This is a genomic window from Pararobbsia alpina, assembly GCF_902859895.1.
GTDB lineage: Bacteria > Pseudomonadota > Gammaproteobacteria > Burkholderiales > Burkholderiaceae > Pararobbsia > Pararobbsia alpina.
The window spans coordinates 15,728-33,385 of sequence record NZ_CADIKM010000044.1; the positions used below are offsets into that span (position 1 = coordinate 15,728).

Genomic DNA, 17,658 nt, shown 5'->3' on the forward strand with positions numbered 1-17,658 from the left:
TTTTAGGCGAATCAGCTAGCGATTGGGACCCGAGCGCGCCGTCCCGCTCGCTCGTATTCCTGCGTCGGTTTGCTTTTCGCTTTGCCCCCCTGCGCTCAATGAGCCGTCAATGGCTCGCCCTGGATTAACGGCGGTGTCGTAGTCGGGTACGGGAAAATTGTGCTATGAAGAATCTTAACGCAAGGGCATGGCTCGCACTTGCCATCCTCACCGTGGTGATGGGCCTTTTACTGTTCGTCCCCGCGGGCACCCTTCATTATTGGGAAGCATGGGCGTACTTGTTGATCTTCACAGGCGCATCGGCCCTCATTACGCTTTATCTCACGCTATGCTGGCTGACATTAGCAAAACTTCTCCCGATGCTGGAGCGGGACCAGCCGGATAAGTTTCCGAAGTCATCTAGCCCGGGCGGCTTACCGAAATTCCTTGTTGAACTCGAATCGATTTTACCAAGGGGCCTTCGGAGGCGACGGACGTGCAAGTCGAATAACCGAATCGGTTCGTCGCTCCATCAGCCGCAGGAAACGCCCGTACACTAGCGGTGTCGGAGAGTGTTCGCTACGCGAGGCCCGCGCATGATGACGATTGCCCTAATTGTCTCGACGGTCGCGGTGACGCTCATCGTCGTGCTGGTGATCGCGAACCTGACGAGCGGCGAGAAGAAGGTCGAGCACAAGATCGAACGGCTGTACGCAAGCGACGATCCGCAGTTCACCCGCTCGATGGGACTCCTTCTGGGGCCGCCCGTCGTCGGGGGCAACCGCTTCGAGGTGCTCGTCAACGGCGACGGGATCTTTCCGTCGATGCTGGAGGGCATACGCTCGGCGCGGCGCACGATCACCTTCGAAACCTTCATTTACTGGTCCGGCGCGATCGGCGACGAAATTGCGCGTGCGCTGTCGGACAAGGCGCGTGCGGGTATCGCGGTGCATGTGCTGCTCGACTGGGTCGGCTCGTCGAAGATGGACAAGCGCTATCTGCGGATGCTGCGCGAGGCGGGTGCGGAAGTCGTCCAGTATCACAAGCCGCACTGGACGGGTCTCGGCCGTATGAACGACCGCACGCACCGCAAGCTGCTCGTGATCGACGGATGCATCGGCTTCACGGGCGGCGTCGGTATCGCCGACGAATGGACTGGGCACGTACAGGACGAGAAGCACTGGCGCGACACGCACTTTCGCGTCGAAGGCCCTGCGGTCGGACAGATGCAAGCGGTCTTCATGGATAACTGGGTCAAGGCAACGGGAAATGTGTTGCACGGCCCGCAGTACTTTCCGGAGATCGACGCAGCGGGTGACGGGCTCGCGCATATGTTCAGCAGCTCGCCCTCGGGCGGAAGCGACGACATGCAACTGATGTACCTCATGGCGATCACCGCCGCGACGCATTCTATCCACTTGTCGAGCGCGTACTTCGTGCCGGACAAGCTGACGATCAACGCGATCGTCGAGGCGGCGAAGCGCGGGGTGAAGGTGCACATCATCACGCCCGGCAAGCGCATCGACACCCACACGGTGCGCGAGGCGTCGCGCGCCTGCTGGGGCGACCTGCTCGCGGCGGGCGTTGAGATGTACGAGTATCAGCCGACGATGTTCCACTGCAAGGTGATTGTCGTAGACGAGTATCTGGTATCGGTCGGCTCGACTAACTTCGACAGCCGCTCGTTCAAGCTCAACGATGAGGCCAATCTCAATATCTACGATCGCGATTTCGCGCGCCAGCAGACGGCGATTTTCGACGGCGACGTCGCCTATGCGAAACGCATCACGCTTGACGACTGGCGCCGCCGTCCGCTCCTCGTAAAGCTGCTGGAGCGCGCCGTCGCGCTGCTCGATGCGCAACTTTGACGTTTTGGTCGCGAGTACGGCCGAACAAATCGGGCTCCGCCCGCCTGTTTTTCAAAGGCAGGGGCTTAAATCCCATGAACAGTACCGTCTTCCGTCACCGGCAACGACGGGTTCCCCCCGTCGGGACAAGGCCCATCGAGACGCCCACAGGAAGCACAATGCAGTGTGACTGTCATTGCTGCGTTTTCCTTGTCGCGCGGACGAAGCCGCTTTTCCGTTATCTAGTGCGCGAGCATCGCGCCGAGATTAAGTTCGTCGGCAACTTTCTTCAATCGCTTGTCGCGCGTCCAGATGGTGATGCCGGGTTGTAGGCGCGCGGACGCCAACAGTGACGTATCGACATATCCGATTCCACGATTGAACAAACCTTCGCGCTCGATCAGATACAACGTCTCCTCCGGTGTTGCAACTGGCGCGCGCGGCAGATCGAGCAACGCGCCAAGCACGACGTCACGGTCACGCAGACTACCGAGCGAAATCTCGCCTATCACATATGGATGCGCCAGCACACGCTCCTCGGCAAGCAGGGTCATCAACATAGGATCAGAAACGTTGATGTGGTCAATCCAGACCGACGTGTCGACAAGAATCATTCGACGTCCTGCCGGCGACGCGGCGCCCCCTTGATGCCCGGTTGGCTACCGCCAAGATTCGCGAGTCGTTTCGCGGCTTCACGCTGGATCAAGGCCTTTAGCGCTTCACGCACGAGTGCCGTTTTTTCCTCCACGCCCGTATAGGCTTGAGCCTTGGCGATCAAGTCGTCATCAAGCGCAATAGTTGTACGCATGGGAGCCTCCGTAAGTATGAGGCACCAACTATAGCATCGTTTGATGATGTAAAGGCGCATCACGTCGTCTCGTAGTGAGCGTGTTTTGCCGCAACATTCCGATGCAGTTACCCCAAGAACCGCGAAAACCGCCCGCGAACACAGACCAGATAGTGCGTGCTCAGAAAATTACCTGGGGCGTCCTGGCTCCTTCCGGACTCAAGCGCGCGACAGTGGCGGACTAGGGTTAGTGGGGAATGGCAACCAAGGATTTGGTTGCTATATTGGCCTAACTGAAAAAAAATACACATGTAGAAAAAAATATCAGATTCGTTTTTGGACGTGGAGAAGACATGACGAAAGCCGGCACCAGGCGTGATGCCGAAGACAGTCTCGCGATCAGGGCCGCATGGTTGCACTACGCCGCGGGTATGACGCAGGCGGATGTCGCCTCGCGGCTTGGGGTGAGCAACGTCAAGGCGCATCGGCTCATCACGCGCGCCAACCAGAGTGGTGCTGTGAAGGTGTCGATCGATGGTGATGTGGCTGAATGTGTCGTGCTGGAAGCGGAAATTTCCCACCGCTACAAGCTTTCCTATTGCGAAGTGGTTCCGGAACTGCACGAGGTTGGCCTGCCCCTGCGTGCCCTTGGCTTTGCCGGAGCGCACTTTCTGCAACGCGAGATCACGGCTGGTCAAGGTGGAGTGATCGGTTTCGGGCATGGCCGCACATTGGCGGCCGTCGTGAGCGAAATGCCGCGTATGGATGCCGGCAACGTGCGTTTCGTGTCCCTATTGGGCGGGGTCACACGCAACTACACGGCGAACCCGTATGACGTGATCCACCGTCTGGCCGAAAAAACCGGCGCGATGTCTTATGTGCTGCCACTGCCGTTTTTCGCCAATACGGCCGAAGACCGGGAGGTATTGCTGTCGCAGCGTGGCGTTCGTGAGGTGTTCGATCTCGCAGCGCATGCGGATCTCATGATCGTCGGCATCGGCACTGCACAACCCGATGCTCAACTCGTTGCGTCGCAGATGATCGAGCCGGCGGAAATTCTCGAGGTGCGCGAAATGGGGGGCCTGGGCGAAGTGCTGGGTCACTTTTTCGATCACGCTGGAAATTCCGTCGAAACTTCGCTGGCTGCGCGCACGATGTCCCCCGATCTCGTTGACCTGAATGGGCGGCGGATCGTCGCCATAGCCGGCGGCATCGAAAAAGTCGACGCGATCCGTGCTGTTCTGAATAGCGGTCTTCTCAGCGGACTGATCACGGACGAAGCCACCGCGCTGGTGCTGAATGACAAAATCGTCAATGCGGAGGCGAAGTGATGGCCAATCCGGGACGTGACGTTCTGGTCGGTATCGACGCCGGTACCTCGGTCATCAAGGCCGTGGCCTTCGATTTGGCAGGGCGACAGATCGCAGTTGCCTCCGTACCCAACCACTACACCACGAAGGCCGACGGCGCGGCCTTTCAATCGCTGGACCAAACCTGGATAGATTGCGCGCAGACGCTACGTGATCTTGGCGCGAAGGTCGAGGACCTGGCGAAGCGTACCGCGGCGGTTGCCGTAACGGGGCAGGGCGACGGTACCTGGCTAGTCGGCGCGAAAAACCGACCCGTGAGCGACGCCTGGCTATGGCTCGACGCGCGCGCTGCGGACACTGTGCTGCGTCTGCAGGGCAGCCCGGCAAACCGCGCCCGATTCGAAGCCACCGGTACCGGGCTTGCAGCGTGCAATCAGGGAGCACAGATCGCGCATATGGCGGCTACGACGCCAGAGCTGCTCGATCGCGCCGAAGTCGCGTTGCATTGCAAGGACTGGCTGTATCTCAAGCTCACCGGAGTGCGCGCGACGGATCCGTCGGAGGCGAGCTTCACCTATGGCAATTTTCGCACCCGGCGCTATGACGACGTGGCGATCGAGGCGCTCGGGCTGACGGCGCGCCGTGGATTGTTGCCCGAGATCGTCGACGGAACCAAGGTCACCCATTCGCTGTCGCCCGAGGCTGCGGCGGCGACCGGCCTTCTGGCGGGAACGCCGGTGTGCCTGGGGTTTGTCGACATTGTGGTGACAGCTTTGGGCGCTGGCATCCACACAGCCGGTGCAGTCGGCGCCGCGTGCTCGATCGTCGGGTCGACTGGGATGCATATGCGTGCAGTGCAGAACGCCGACGTGCATCTGAATGGCGAGGGCACGGGGTACGTCATAGCCTTGCCCATTCCAGGAATGTCGGCGCAGGTTCAGTCGAACATGGCTGCGACGCTGAACATCGACTGGGTCTTGAATCTGGCGTGCGACCTGCTCTCGGAATTCGGCACGAAGCTGTCGCCAAGTGATCGTGTCAAACGCATCGACGAATGGTTGCAGCTTGGCCGGCCGTGCGCGCATCTTTACCACCCCTATATCTCAGATGCAGGCGAGCGCGGACCGTTCGTCGACACCAACGCGCGCGCCAGTTTCATAGGACTGACCAGCGAAAGCCGTTACCCGGATTTATTGCGTGCCGTGATCGAGGGGCTTGGGATGGCGATGCGCGACTGCTACGCGGCAATGGGCGGCGCGATGCCGGCAGAGTTGCGTCTAACCGGCGGTGCGACCCGGTCGCGCGCATCGCGGGGGGTGCTCGGTGCGGTAGTCGGCGCGCCGGTACGAATTTCGATGCGCGAAGAGGCGGGCGCTGCCGGAGCGGCGATGATGGCTGCGGTCGCGCTTGGCGCTTATCCCGACATGCAGGCGTGCATCGCCGAGTGGGTCACTCCGCTCTTGGGACAGGTCGAGACACCCGATCCCGAGTTGATGCAGATCTACGCACAGGCATTTCCCGGATACCAGCAGGCGCGACGCGCGCTGGCACCCGTGTGGGAGGAAATGGCACGGCAGACGAACGCCGGCCGTTATCCCGAAGTCCTTCCGTCAATCACCAGAGTCGAACGGAGGGCGGTGCAGTGAGTAACAGCGAGAGGGTCGACCTGTTCGTCATTGGCGGTGGCATTAACGGCGCGGGTATTGCACGCGACGCTGCGGGACGAGGGCTGTCGGTGATCTTGTGCGAGAAGGACGATCTCGCACAGGGGACCTCGTCGCGCTCGGGCAAGCTCGTGCACGGAGGGTTGCGTTATCTTGAGTATTACGAATTTAGACTCGTGCGTGAGGCGCTGATCGAGCGCGAAGTGCTGCTCAATGCCGCTCCGCACATCATCTGGCCCATGCGTTTCGTGCTTCCCCACAGTCCGGACGACCGCCCGGCGTGGCTCGTGCGGCTAGGCCTGTTTTTTTATGATCATCTCGGCGGGCGCAAGAAGCTGCCGGGAACGCGCAACCTCGATCTGCGGTGCAGTCCAGAAGGCGCACCGATCAAGGATCAGTACCCCAGGGGTTTTGAATATTCGGACTGCTGGGTCGATGACGCGCGCCTCGTGGTGCTCAACGCGATGGACGCGGCGCAACGCGGTGCACAGGTTCTTACGCGCACTGCCTGCGTGTCGGCGCGGCGCGAAGCCGGTGGGTGGCGCATCGAGTTGCGCAACACGCGCAACGGTACAGATCAAGTTGTCTTCGCCCGGGCTCTGGTCAATGCCGCAGGACCCTGGGTAGCCGACATCATCGAACGCGTGGCAGGAGCTCGTTCGACCCGCAAGGTGCGGCTGGTCAAGGGCAGCCACATCGTAACCCCCAAGTTCTGGGACGGCCCTCATTCCTACCTGGTGCAGAACCACGACAAGCGGGTGATCTTCATCAATCCCTACGAAGGGGACAAGGCGCTCATCGGTACCACCGACGTTCCTTGGGAGGGTGCACCAGAAAGCGTGGCGATCGACGAAGCAGAAATCGATTACCTACTGGCCGCGGTCAACCGTTACTTCAAGCAACCGCTGCGGCGCGAGGACGTGGTGCAGACCTTCTCGGGTGTGCGTCCGCTTTACGACGATGGAAAAGGCAACCCATCGGCGGTGACGCGCGACTACGTGTTCGACCTCGACACCAACGGTGGCGCGCCCCTGCTCAACGTCTTCGGCGGCAAGATCACCACCTTTCGCAAGCTGTCCGAGCACGCGATGCAGAATCTGCGGCCGACCTTTCCCGACATGGGACAAGACTGGACGGCTAGCGCGACGCTGCCCGGCGGTGAGATCGACGAGGCCGACGTGCCGCAATTCATCGCGCGTTTGCAACGCGAATATCTTTGGCTGCCGCGCGATCTGATGCGCCATTACGCGCGGACTTACGGCGCACGCACTGCGCAAGTGATCAACTCCGCGAACTCGCTTGCCGATCTCGGTCGACAGTTCGGACCGAATTTGTACGAAGCCGAGGTGCGCTACCTCATGGAGCATGAGTGGGCCGAAACGGCACAGGACATTCTGACGCGACGTACCAAGCACGGTCTGCACATAAACGCAGAGCAAACGGCTGCGTTCGATGGCTGGTTCAACGGCCTCGACAGAAAATCCGCCTGAGCCGAGCTGCGATCGATCCATCGACTACACAAGACGACAATGGCTTTTACGCTCGCACTCAACACGAATCCGCTGGTGAATCGCTTCGCCGAACCAGATGATCTCATCGACGCCATCGCGCACAAGATGAAAATCCGCGACGTGCAGCTCACGCACGAGTTCATCAACCCGTCGTGGCCCGGCGCTGTGACGCGACGTCTTACGCGCCAGATGCGCGCGGCGATGGTACGAACTGGCGTGCGTATCACATCGGGCATGACCGGTCCCTACGGGCGACTCAACCACTTCGGTCATCCGGACGCCGACGTGCGGCGCTACTACGTCGACTGGTTCAAGACCTTTGCCGACATCACGGCCGAACTCGGTGGCCACTCGATCGGCACGCAGTTCGCGATCTTCACCTACCGCGACTACGACGATACCGGCAGGCGCGAAACGCTGATTCAGACCGCTATCGACTGCTGGGCCGAGGTCGCCGAACACGCGAAGGCCGCCGGGTTGCGATACGTGTTCTGGGAGCCGATGTCGGTTGGCCGCGAATTCGGCGAGACGATCACCGCATGCCTGGCGCTGCAAAAGCGGCTGAGCGCGGCAGACATGGCGGTGCCGATGTGGATGATGGCCGACATCGATCACGGCGACATCACCAGCTCCAACCCAAACGACTTCGATCCCTATGCGTGGGCACGCGCAGTGCCGCGCGTGTCGCCGATCATCCACATCAAGCAGTCGCTGATGGACAAGGGTGGCCACCACCCTTTTACGGCCGAGTTCAACGCGCGCGGTCGAATCCAGCCCGGTCCGCTGATCGCGGCCCTTCACGAAGGCGGTGGACAGGACAATGAGATCTGCCTCGAGCTGTCGTTCAAGGAACGTGAACCGAAGGATCGGCAGGTCGTCGAGCAGATCGCCGAATCGGTAGCGTTCTGGGCTCCGCATTTCGACACCGGCGTTGCCGACCTGAACGTCTGAGGGCGAGGCTTGATGACTGGCGGCAACTTGGCGCCGAATGGCATGACAGGCGATAAGCGCAATCGGGACCGTGGTCCCTCGTTCGCACTGACCAACGTGATACCCGTCAAGGCGGAACGATTCAGCACACCCGCATTGCATTTCCGTAGTTCAGAAGCACAGGAGGTGTACTCGTGAGCACGATTGCCACTTCGATGAACAGTCGGTCCCGGCGCGGCCTTCGCGCAGCAATCGCCGCAGTGATGCTGGTGATTCTGGTCGTGGCGATGGCCTTGAGTATCAAGGTCGTGAAGATCGGGTCGGACGGAGATAAGCAAGTCAAGACTTTTGATCCCGCTGCTTACGGCGCCGCGCAGTATCCAAAAACGCAGGCGGCGGTCGAGAGCCGCGCGGTCAGCGCCGACACACTGGCTGCGGCAATCGCCAAGGATCAGGACGCCGCTGGCAAGCAGTACGGCGTGGCAGGCGGCGGCGTCGGCCCGGAAATGTCGGTCAAGTTCACCGGCATTGCGGGTAAGGAGGATTCTGGCGTCTATACCGTCAAAGTGCTGGACGTGCCGGACTCGGTCACCATTCGCGTGCAGACCGGCCCTGCGATCAACGGCACCGATCTGCGCGATGCCACGGGCACCATTAGCTTCGAGCAGTTCACCAACCAGATCGACTACCAGAACGCCGGATACGCGATCAACGCAGCGATGAAAAAGGCGGTCCTGTCGAAGGTGGACACCGGCAAGCTGACGGGCAAGACCATTTCGGTGGTCGGCGTCTTCCAGTTAGTCAATCCGAACGGCTGGCTCGTGACGCCGGTGAAGCTAGAAGTCAAATGACGACCACACTCGACACCCAGTCCGCCGACAGCAATGTCGTGCTGTCGGCACACGACATCGTCAAGTCCTATGGCGGCGTGCACGCGCTGAAGGGCGTGAATTTCGACATCCGTCGAGGCAAGGTCACCACGCTGTTCGGCGAAAACGGCGCGGGCAAATCGACTTTGATGAAGATACTCGCGGGAGTGGAGAGGCCGACATCGGGACATATCGAACTCGATGGGCAGCGCGTCGCGTTTGCTTCGTCGAACGATGCGCGCAACCACGGCATCTCGATCATCCATCAGGAGTTGAGCCTTGCGCCCAACCTCAACGTGCGCGACAACATTTTCATGGGCCGCGAACTGCGCACTGCGACAGGCGTCGACTTCGCCGAAGAAGCGCGGCAGGCGCGGGCCCTGATGGCCGACCTCGAAGAGGAAATCGACCCGTTCGCGCTCCTCCAGGATTTGCGTCTCGGCCAGCAGCAGGTAGTCGAAATCGCGCGCGCTCTCTCCGTTCAGTCGCGCATCCTCATCATGGACGAGCCGACTTCGGCGCTGAGCGCTTCAGAGGTCGAGGTGCTGTTCAAAGTGATCCGCGACCTGACGAGCCGCGGCGTGTCGATCGTCTACATCTCGCATCATCTCGAAGAGGCCCTGCAGATCACCGACTACGCCGTGGTGTTGCGCGACGGCAGGATGACGGCGACGGCCGAAGCCACAGACATCGACCTTGCGTGGATCGTGCGCAACATGGTCGGAGAGAATTTCGACCTTGGCTCGCCACCGACAGACTACGCATTCGGCAACGTCGCGCTGTCCATCGAAGATGTCAGCGTTGCCGACGACTCCGGATCCGACTTGTCCGTGGTGGATCATCTGTCGCTCGACGTGCGCGCGGGCGAGATCGTGTGCATCTACGGCTTGATGGGAGCGGGGCGCACCGAACTGCTCGAGGCCGTCGCGGGCCGCTTCCCCACGAGCGGTGGAAGGGTCCTGCTCGAAGGCGAGGACATTGCGTTGCTGAGCATCGCCGCGCGCATCACCAAGGGCCTCGTGCTGGTACCCGAGGATCGCCAGCGCGATGGCCTGGTTCAGACGATGAGCGTCGGCACCAACCTGTCGCTTGCGAGCATCGGCACATTCGTCAGAGGCCTGCTGTTGTCCATTCCCCGCGAGCGTGCGCTCGTCGATCAGGCGATCCGCGACGTTCACGTCAAGACGGCGGGCCCGGGCGCACCGATCGGTTCCTTGTCGGGCGGCAACCAGCAGAAAGTCGTCATCGGCAAGATGCTCGCTACCCACCCCAAAGTCATTCTGCTCGACGAGCCCAGTCGTGGCATCGACATCGGTGCCAAGGCCGAAGTCTTTCGGCTGCTCAGCGAGAGCGCGGCGCGAGGCCTTGCAGTCGTGTTCTCCACGTCGGAAGTGGGTGAATGCCTGAGCATCGCGCATCGGATCGTCGTCATGCGCCGGGGCAGAATTTCCGCAGAGTTCGGCACCGATGCCACCAAAGACCAGATCATGGCTGCCTCGGGCGAAGCCGTGGTGATCTGAATGTCGAAATGCATGGAGACTTGAACATGAACAACTCCGCCAAGACTTCCACATCGACCCGCGTCGGCCGGTTCGGCGACGGTTTCGATATAGCCAAGGTGCTGCTCGAAGGGCGTGCATTCTTGGCGCTGATCGTGATTGTCGTCATATTTTCTTCTCTGTCACCGTATTACTTCGCGCTGGCAAACTTCCTTACGATGGCATCGCACGTGGCCATCTACGGCATCCTCGCGATCGGCATGCTGTTGGTGATCATCAATGGTGGGATCGACCTGTCGGTCGGATCCACCCTCGGTCTGTCGGGTGTGGTCGCTGGCTTCTTCCTGCAGGGTGTGACGCTTAACCTGTTCGGCGCCGTGCTGTACCCGGCGGTCTGGGTCGTGGTGGTGCTGTGCTGTCTGCTTGGTGCCTTCATCGGTCTTGTCAACGGTGTGCTCATCGCACGATTCAAAGTGCCCGCCTTCGTTGCCACGCTTGGCGTGATGTACGTGGTGCGCGGATTTGCGCTGCTGCTGACTAACGGCCTGACGTACAACAACCTGGGCGGCCACGCGGATCTAGGCAACGTCGGATTCGACTCGCTCGGCTTCGATCGACTGTTCGATGTCCCCGTTGGCGTCCTGATCCTGGCGGGCATTGCGCTGCTGGTCAGCCTCATGCTCAACCGCACGTCGTTCGGCCGCTGGCTCTATGCATCCGGCGGCAACGAGCGCGCGGCGCAGCTCTCCGGCGTTCCGGTGAAGAGGGTAAAGATCAGCGTCTACATGCTCTCGGGCGTCTGTGCCGCAATCGCCGGGCTGATCCTGTCGTCGCAGCTCACGTCCGCTGGTCCGACGGCCGGCACGACCTACGAACTGACGGCCATTGCCGCAGTGGTCATCGGTGGCGCATCGCTGATGGGCGGCACCGGGAACATCCGCGGGACCCTGCTCGGGGCCTTCGTGATCGGTTTTTTGTCCGACGGTCTGGTGATCATCGGCATCTCTTCATACTGGCAGACGGTGTTCACAGGAGCGGTCATCGTGCTTGCGGTGTTGCTCAACGCCGTTCAGTACCGCCGCCGTGTCAAGCGCCCAGCGCCGACTGCCGGCCAACCCACTTCTCCGTTAGGCGGCGGCAAGGTTTGAGTCGCGCTATCGGCCCGTGAGAAGCATGCCGGACTTCGGCACCACTACTAACTGAAAAAAAAGGAGACTTACCATGAAAACCAAGAAGAAAGCTTTGATACTTGCCGCCGTCGCCCTGGCTGCGCCCCTGTTTGCGGCACAAGCTCATGCAGCCGGCGGCCTTATGACCATCATCGTCAACGATCCCTCCAACCCCTACTGGCTCACCCAAGGCAACGTCGCCGCCGCCGAGGCGAAGAAGCTGGGCTACAGCGCCAACGTCACGGCTTCGAAAGGGGACACCAACACGGAAAGCCAGTTGATCGACACTGCGATCACCAACAAATCGGTCGCGATCATTCTCGATCCCGCGAATGCGAGCGGGTCCGTCGGTGCAGTAAAAAAGGCGGTGGCCGCCAATATTCCGGTTTTCCTCGTCAATGCCGAGATCAACCAGGAGGGCCTCGCCAAGGCGCAGCTCGTTTCCAATAACGCGCAGGGTGCGGCGCTCGGTGCGCAGCAATGGGTGAAGGACGTCGGATCGAAGGGCACCTATGTCGAACTGCTCGGCGCACCGTCCGACAACAATGCCGCCACGCGTTCCAATGGCTACACGTCAGTGCTGAGCCAGTACCCGGATCTGAAGAAAGTCGGATCGCAAGTGGCTAATTGGGACCGCACCCAGGGTTTCAAGGCGATGCAGAGCCTGCTGCAGGCACATCCCGACATCACTGGCGTGGTCAGCGGGAACGACGAAATGGCGCTAGGCGCGATTGCGGCGCTCAAGCAGGTGGGCAAACTCGAGAACGTGAAAGTGAGTGGTTTCGACGGTTCGCCGACAGCGGTTGATGCGGTTAAGGCCGGCGAGTTGCAGTACACGGTGCTGCAGCCTGTCGCCACGTTTTCCGCCAAGGCGGTGCAGCAGGCTGATGAATTCCTGAAGACCGGAAAGACGGGCGCCAAGAATGAGAAGCAGCTCTTCGACTGCGTCCTGATCACGAAGACCAACGTGGACCAGTACACCTCCGCTTTTACGCTTTCAAAGTGATGCTACGGCTCGTATCCACAGGATGCCCAACGACACCGGCGGGCACCTGTGGTTTTTCATCTGCGCGCTGAAGTCGCGCGAACCACGTTGGCGTGGAGCGCAGCAGCTCGAATTCGTGCATCCGATTGACGCGATCATGACCCATTCACCTTTCTGGATCGGTACCAGCTGGAAGATGAACAAGACCCTGGCGGAGGCGCGCGCCTTTGCCCAAGGTCTGCTCGCCGCCGCCGCCGACTCACGGATTCAGCGCTTTGTGATTCCGCCCTTCACCGCGATCCGCGAGGTCAAGGCAATCCTTGCGGACACCACCGTGAAGGTCGGTGCGCAGAACATGCACTGGGCCGATCGTGGTGCCTGGACCGGTGAAATATCGCCGCCGATGCTGGCCGATTGCGCAACGGACCTGGTCGAACTCGGCCACTCCGAGCGGCGCGAGCATTTTGGCGAAACCGATGCCACGGTAGGACTCAAGGTCGAGGCGGCGGTGCACCATGGGCTCACGCCGCTGATCTGCATTGGCGAGACGCTTGCCGATCGCGAGGGCGGACGTGCCGCTGAAGCGCTGGCTGCCGAAGTACGCGGCGCGTTGGCTCGATTGAAGCCCGCACAGCACGCGGCTCCGATCCTATTCGCGTATGAGCCGGTTTGGGCCATCGGCGAGCACGGCATCCCGGCCAGCGCCGCCTACGCTGATGCGCGCCAGGCAGAAATCGTTGCAGTGGCGCAAGACATACTTGGCCGCCGCATACCGTGCCTGTACGGTGGCTCGGTCAACCTCGACAACTGCGCCGAACTCGCCGCCTGCACACATATTGACGGACTGTTCATTGGGCGCTCTGCCTGGGACGTTACTGGATATCTGGACATCCTGGACCGCGTCAGGGCAGTGCTCTGATCCGGCCCGCACGCGAGGAGCCCAAACCTGAGGAGGTCATCATGAAACTTGCAATTGCTGGAGATAGTGCAGGGGCGGCACTGGCCCATGTGCTGGCTGAATACCTCAAGGATCGTTTCGAGGTTTTCCAGCTCTCGACCAACGAGTCGGACCCGACCGAGTTTTACGCCGATCTTTCCGACCGTGTGGCGTCGGGCGTGATACGCGGCGATTACGACCGCGCTATCCTGGTCTGCGGCACAGGGATCGGCGTCAGCATTTCGGCCAACAAGGTTCCGGGAATCCGCGCTGCGTTGTGCCACGACACCTATTCGGCGGAACGTGCGGCATTGTCCAACAATGCGCAGATTATCACGATGGGTTCGCGGGTGATCGGGCCCGAACTGGCCAAAACCATCGCCGACGCCTTTCTCGCACAGACTTTCGACGAACACGGTCGGAGCTCGGGCAACGTCGCAGCCATCAACCAGGTTGATTCCAGACACCGTCGATAAGCATCGTTGAATGCTTGGCGGCGTAGAGACACCATGTAGACCGCCGCGAGAATGAATCGGAGACACGATGGAGACGTATTGTCTGGGCCTCGATAGTGGTTCGACGGCAACCAAGGCCGTTATCTTCGACACCAAGGGTCGCACCGTGGCCGTGGGATCGCGGCGTGTGGAGCAGCGGCAGCCGCGTGCCCGTCATGTCGAACGCGACATGGAAGAAACTTGGGCGGCGGCAAGCGGCGCCATTCGCGATGCGCTCGAACTCGGCAAGGTGTCCGCCAGCGCGATCGCAGCTGTCGGCGTAACCGGGCACGGCGACGGGCTATATCTGGTTGACCGGCAGGGTGCTCCGCTTGGGCCCGGGATCCTGTCACTCGACAGCCGGGCCTTTGTTGTTCGTGATCAATGGCGCGAAGCGGCCCTCTTGCCAAAAGCGCTAGATTTGACCGGGCAGCAGCCGTATCCCTACGCCGCTGTCAGTCTGCTCAAATGGATTCAGGTCAACGAACCTGAGCGGTATGCGAAGATTGGTCATGTTCTGTTCTGCAAGGACTGGCTCCGATTCTGTCTGGCTGGCGTCCCTGCTACCGACCCAACAGAAGCCAGTTCGTCCTTTACCGATGTCCGGACGCAAAGATATAGCAGCGATGTACTCGAGCTATACGGCCTCGCGTCCATTGGGCATGCGCTACCGGACATCGTGCCGTCGACGTCGGTTGCCGGACGGGTCACTGCCCGAGCCGCCGCACAAACCGGTTTGAAGGAGGGCACGCCGGTCGCCTGCGGGTTGCACGATGTTACGGCCAGTGCCGTCGGCATGGGCAACACGGAGCCAGGTGTCCTGTCGATTACGGCGGGGACCTTCAGCATCAACGAGATCCTCTCCGATCATCCGCAACCGGATCCGCGCTGGTCGTGCCGCAATGGCACACGTGCCGGCCAGTGGATGAACATGTCGATTTCGCCAGCTTCGTCGAGCAACGTCGACTGGTTCATGCGCGAGTTTTTCGCGCACGAAACGCGACAGGCTGAACAACGCAGATGCTCGCCATTCGACCTGATCGAAGACGAATTGCAGGCAGCATTCGCTGAGCCGAGTTCCGTCATGTTCCATCCATTCCTGTTCGGATCGCCCTTCGAGCAGCCCGCGAGCGCTTCATTCTTCGGCATCCGTAGCTGGCACCATCGCGCCCATCTGGCCCGGGCGGTGCTCGAAGGCATGGTCTTCAATCACAGATACCACATCGAAGCACTGAACAGCGCCTTTCCCGCTCGGCGGGGGGGGCTGACCGGTGGAGGATCGTCGAGCCCCATGCTCGCCCAGTTGTTCGCCGACATCGTTGGTATTCAGATTGATATTCCGGACAGTCAGGAGGCCAGTGCGCTCGGCGCGGCACTCTGTGCTGGCGTGAGCATAGGAGCATTCGACTCTCTGCCGGACGCATGCGCGCACGCATGCCACATCCAGCGTACGCACCGGCCGGACCTTGAGCATCAAGGCCGGCTCAACGAAGCGTATGCACTGTACGTACAGCTCATGTCAGGCATGAGTCCACTGTGGCCAGCGCTCGACCGCGCAGCCATCGTGCATTGACAGCGAGACAGGCAATGACCGAACGATCGCGCACCTTCTTTCTCGACCGGCTCAAGCAACGGCGCCATGTCAGCGTGCTGATCATTGGTGGCGGAATCAATGGTGCAGGGCTGTTTCGCGACCTGTCGATGCAACAGGTCGACTGCCTGTTGATCGATAAGACAGACTTCGCGTCGGGTGCGAGTTCGGCGCCATCGAGGCTCATTCACGGCGGGCTGAAGTATCTTGAAACCGGCGAATTCCGGCTCGTTGCCGAATCCACGCTGGAGCGCAACCTGTTGCTGAAAAACGCGCCGCACTTTGTATTGCCACTTGAGACGCTATTGCCGATTCATTCGTATTTCGGCGGTATCGTCGCGTCTGCGCTGCGCTTTTTTGGCGTCAAGTCGAAGCTTGCGGATCGCGGCGCGATCATTTCGACACTCGGTTTGACGATCTACGATTTTCTCGGTCGTCATGACCGGACGATGCCACGACACCATGTCGCGCTCAGAGAACGTTCGCTTAGGAGTCTGCCGTTGCTCGATCCCGCCATCAAGGCAACCGCGACGTATTTCGACGCGCAGGTCACGCAGGCCGAACGACTGAACTACGAACTGGTTGCCGATGGACTCGCTGCGTGCGAGCAAGCAGCGGCGGCAAACTACGTCACGGTTGCCCGCGTGGAAGGCGACACGCTCTGGCTGCGGGATCTCGTGTCGGAGGAGTGCTTTCCTGTGACGGCGGATCTCATCGTTAACGCCGGTGGCGCCTGGATCGATCACGTGAACCGGTCCCTCGGCATCGAGCGAAAGTACATTGGCGGAACGAAGGGATCGCACCTGATCGTGACGCATCCCGAGCTGCATGTGCAACTGCGGGGCCGCATGGTGTACTTCGGCTCGAAGGATGGTCGAATCTGTCTGGTCTATCCTTTTATGGACCGGTTGCTGATCGGCTCGACTGATATACGCGTCGACGATCCCGACCAGATTCGCTGTGAAGACAGTGAAGTCGACTACATGCTCGGCGTACTGCGTGAAATCTTTCCCCGCCTGGAACTGGATGCATCGAACATCACATATCGATACAGCGGCGTGCGGCCGCTGCCCTACTCCGATGCCACGAATCCGGGCGATGTAAGCCGCGATCACGCGGTGCATATCGATCATCTGCCCGATACGCCGGTTCCCGTGCTCTCGCTGGTGGGCGGCAAATGGACCACCTTCCGTGGATTCGCCGAATCCGTCGCCGACGACACGCTCAAGCACCTCGGGCGCTCGCGTAAGGTCAGCACTCGCAACGAAGCCATCGGCGGTGGCCGTGATTTCCCCCGCACCGCCGCCGACCGGGCCGCCTGGATCAACGAGCTAGCCGTGCGTTGTGACGCTCCGGTCGAACGGACGGAGACGTTGCTTTCGCGTTACGGTACAAGTGCATCCGCAATCGCAGCGTTTTGCTCACCGGCGCGCGATGGCGTCCAGGACCACCCGCTCGAAAGCGAGCCGGGTTACACGGTGCGGGAAATTCAGTATCTATGTGTGCACGAAGCAGTGACGCATCTTGCGGATCTGCTTTTTCGCCGGACGACGATCGCAATCTCTGGCCGCTTGACCGATGCCGTGTTGGCGGAAACAGGGACCATCGCTGCGCGAGCGTTGGGATGGGACTCGATCCGGACACGGCGGGAACTCGAGGCGGTCCGCGACATCGCCCGGAAACGCCATGGGATCGTACTTCGCGATCCAGTTTTTGCGTCTGCATCACAAAAACTGGGCAGCGATCTTAGGACATGAGCATGCCGCCGTCGACGTTGATTGTTGATCCCGATCGGCCCCATGTGTGCCTGACGAACAGATTCTTTTCCTTTGGACAACTTTCAAACGGGATGGCAAGCCGCTAATCCAACATCGAAATTAATCGCCACTAACGCGGGAATTCAATAGGCGAACTTTTGATAACTCTCCGGGCCGCCAGGGGCATTCAGTGCATCGACACGCGGCATATGTCGCAGGAGCCGCTTGGCACGGGGACTCAGGCGCTGGTCAGCATCGACGGGCACATCGATATGGACCTCGGGACGCAAATACCAGCTTCGGCTGTAACCGATCACGACCATGGGGCG

The 17,658-nt window shown here is 60.9% G+C and carries 15 protein-coding genes and 1 pseudogene; 13 read left to right on the top strand and 3 right to left on the bottom strand.

Going from position 1 to position 17,658, the window contains the following annotated elements; all coding sequences use genetic code 11:
- Nucleotides 1–575: 575 nt before the first annotated feature.
- Entirely contained in the window at nt 576–1,847 is a 1,272-nt protein-coding gene (gene cls, locus HV670_RS24870) for a cardiolipin synthase (RefSeq protein ID WP_175107662.1), read from the top strand.
- A gap of 221 nt (nt 1,848–2,068) precedes the next feature.
- Here the strand turns inward: cls and HV670_RS24875 are convergent, their stop codons facing one another.
- Nucleotides 2,069–2,440, bottom strand: a complete 372-nt coding sequence (locus HV670_RS24875) for a type II toxin-antitoxin system VapC family toxin (RefSeq protein ID WP_175107663.1) — start codon at nt 2,438–2,440, stop codon at nt 2,069–2,071.
- Nucleotides 2,437–2,634, bottom strand: coding sequence for a type II toxin-antitoxin system VapB family antitoxin (locus HV670_RS24880; protein WP_046565138.1), 198 nt, complete (start codon nt 2,632–2,634; stop codon nt 2,437–2,439). Before HV670_RS24880 ends, HV670_RS24875 begins: the two co-directional genes overlap by 4 nt.
- A 332-nt stretch (nt 2,635–2,966) precedes the next feature.
- On the opposite strand from HV670_RS24880, the gene HV670_RS24885 reads away from it, so the two are divergent.
- The 12 genes from HV670_RS24885 to HV670_RS24940 all read left to right on the top strand — a co-directional run bounded on the left by HV670_RS24885 (nt 2,967) and on the right by HV670_RS24940 (nt 17,329).
- Nucleotides 2,967–3,944, top strand: a complete 978-nt coding sequence (locus tag HV670_RS24885; protein ID WP_175107664.1) for a sugar-binding transcriptional regulator — start codon at nt 2,967–2,969, stop codon at nt 3,942–3,944.
- A complete protein-coding gene (locus HV670_RS24890; protein WP_175107665.1) occupies nt 3,944–5,569 on the top strand; it encodes an FGGY-family carbohydrate kinase in 1,626 nt (541 codons plus the stop codon). The genes HV670_RS24885 and HV670_RS24890 overlap by 1 nt, the downstream gene beginning before the upstream one ends.
- On the top strand, nt 5,566–7,077 hold the full coding sequence (locus HV670_RS24895) for a glycerol-3-phosphate dehydrogenase (RefSeq protein WP_175107666.1): 1,512 nt from the start codon (nt 5,566–5,568) through the stop codon (nt 7,075–7,077). Before HV670_RS24890 ends, HV670_RS24895 begins: the two co-directional genes overlap by 4 nt.
- A gap of 39 nt (nt 7,078–7,116) precedes the next feature.
- A complete protein-coding gene (locus HV670_RS24900) occupies nt 7,117–8,049 on the top strand; it encodes a sugar phosphate isomerase/epimerase family protein (RefSeq protein ID WP_175107667.1) in 933 nt (310 codons plus the stop codon).
- Between the two features lie 173 nt (nt 8,050–8,222).
- Nucleotides 8,223–8,879, top strand: coding sequence for a DUF2291 family protein (locus HV670_RS24905; protein ID WP_246257913.1), 657 nt, complete (start codon nt 8,223–8,225; stop codon nt 8,877–8,879).
- On the top strand, nt 8,876–10,417 hold the full coding sequence (locus HV670_RS24910; protein WP_175107668.1) for a sugar ABC transporter ATP-binding protein: 1,542 nt from the start codon (nt 8,876–8,878) through the stop codon (nt 10,415–10,417). The genes HV670_RS24905 and HV670_RS24910 overlap by 4 nt, the downstream gene beginning before the upstream one ends.
- Nucleotides 10,418–10,443: 26 nt before the next feature.
- Nucleotides 10,444–11,544 carry an ABC transporter permease gene (locus tag HV670_RS24915; protein ID WP_175107669.1) on the top strand — a complete coding sequence of 367 codons (1,101 nt, stop codon included), beginning with the start codon at nt 10,444–10,446 and terminating at the stop codon, nt 11,542–11,544.
- A 73-nt stretch (nt 11,545–11,617) separates the two neighbouring features.
- Nucleotides 11,618–12,571: a D-ribose ABC transporter substrate-binding protein gene (locus tag HV670_RS24920; protein ID WP_175107670.1), complete on the top strand. Its 954-nt coding sequence runs from the start codon at nt 11,618–11,620 to the stop codon at nt 12,569–12,571.
- Nucleotides 12,572–12,593: 22 nt separating this feature from the next.
- Nucleotides 12,594–13,469: a triose-phosphate isomerase gene (locus HV670_RS24925; protein WP_246257914.1), complete on the top strand. Its 876-nt coding sequence runs from the start codon at nt 12,594–12,596 to the stop codon at nt 13,467–13,469.
- 41 nt (nt 13,470–13,510) lie between these two features.
- On the top strand, nt 13,511–13,963 hold the full coding sequence (gene derI / locus HV670_RS24930) for a D-erythrulose-4-phosphate isomerase (protein WP_175107671.1): 453 nt from the start codon (nt 13,511–13,513) through the stop codon (nt 13,961–13,963).
- A 67-nt stretch (nt 13,964–14,030) separates the two neighbouring features.
- Nucleotides 14,031–15,554, top strand: coding sequence for an FGGY-family carbohydrate kinase (locus tag HV670_RS24935; protein ID WP_246257915.1), 1,524 nt, complete (start codon nt 14,031–14,033; stop codon nt 15,552–15,554).
- 14 nt (nt 15,555–15,568) lie between these two features.
- Nucleotides 15,569–17,329, top strand: a complete 1,761-nt coding sequence (locus tag HV670_RS24940; RefSeq protein WP_175107672.1) for a glycerol-3-phosphate dehydrogenase/oxidase — start codon at nt 15,569–15,571, stop codon at nt 17,327–17,329.
- A 143-nt stretch (nt 17,330–17,472) separates the two neighbouring features.
- On the opposite strand, the pseudogene HV670_RS30640 reads toward HV670_RS24940, so the two are convergent.
- A pseudogene (locus HV670_RS30640) lies at nt 17,473–17,658 on the bottom strand (phytanoyl-CoA dioxygenase family protein); the annotation flags it as partial.

Coding starts and splice junctions, on each gene's coding strand:
- HV670_RS24900 (WP_175107667.1), top strand. CDS start 7,117: ATGGCTTTTACGCTCGCACTCAACACGAATCCGCTGGTGAATCGCTTC.
- HV670_RS24925 (WP_246257914.1), top strand. CDS start 12,594: ATGCCCAACGACACCGGCGGGCACCTGTGGTTTTTCATCTGCGCGCTG.
- HV670_RS24875 (WP_175107663.1), bottom strand. CDS start 2,440: ATGATTCTTGTCGACACGTCGGTCTGGATTGACCACATCAACGTTTCT.
- HV670_RS24885 (WP_175107664.1), top strand. CDS start 2,967: ATGACGAAAGCCGGCACCAGGCGTGATGCCGAAGACAGTCTCGCGATC.
- HV670_RS24920 (WP_175107670.1), top strand. CDS start 11,618: ATGAAAACCAAGAAGAAAGCTTTGATACTTGCCGCCGTCGCCCTGGCT.
- derI (WP_175107671.1), top strand. CDS start 13,511: ATGAAACTTGCAATTGCTGGAGATAGTGCAGGGGCGGCACTGGCCCAT.
- HV670_RS24880 (WP_046565138.1), bottom strand. CDS start 2,634: ATGCGTACAACTATTGCGCTTGATGACGACTTGATCGCCAAGGCTCAA.
- HV670_RS24890 (WP_175107665.1), top strand. CDS start 3,944: ATGGCCAATCCGGGACGTGACGTTCTGGTCGGTATCGACGCCGGTACC.
- HV670_RS24915 (WP_175107669.1), top strand. CDS start 10,444: ATGAACAACTCCGCCAAGACTTCCACATCGACCCGCGTCGGCCGGTTC.
- cls (WP_175107662.1), top strand. CDS start 576: ATGATGACGATTGCCCTAATTGTCTCGACGGTCGCGGTGACGCTCATC.
- HV670_RS24910 (WP_175107668.1), top strand. CDS start 8,876: ATGACGACCACACTCGACACCCAGTCCGCCGACAGCAATGTCGTGCTG.
- HV670_RS24940 (WP_175107672.1), top strand. CDS start 15,569: ATGACCGAACGATCGCGCACCTTCTTTCTCGACCGGCTCAAGCAACGG.
- HV670_RS24935 (WP_246257915.1), top strand. CDS start 14,031: ATGGAGACGTATTGTCTGGGCCTCGATAGTGGTTCGACGGCAACCAAG.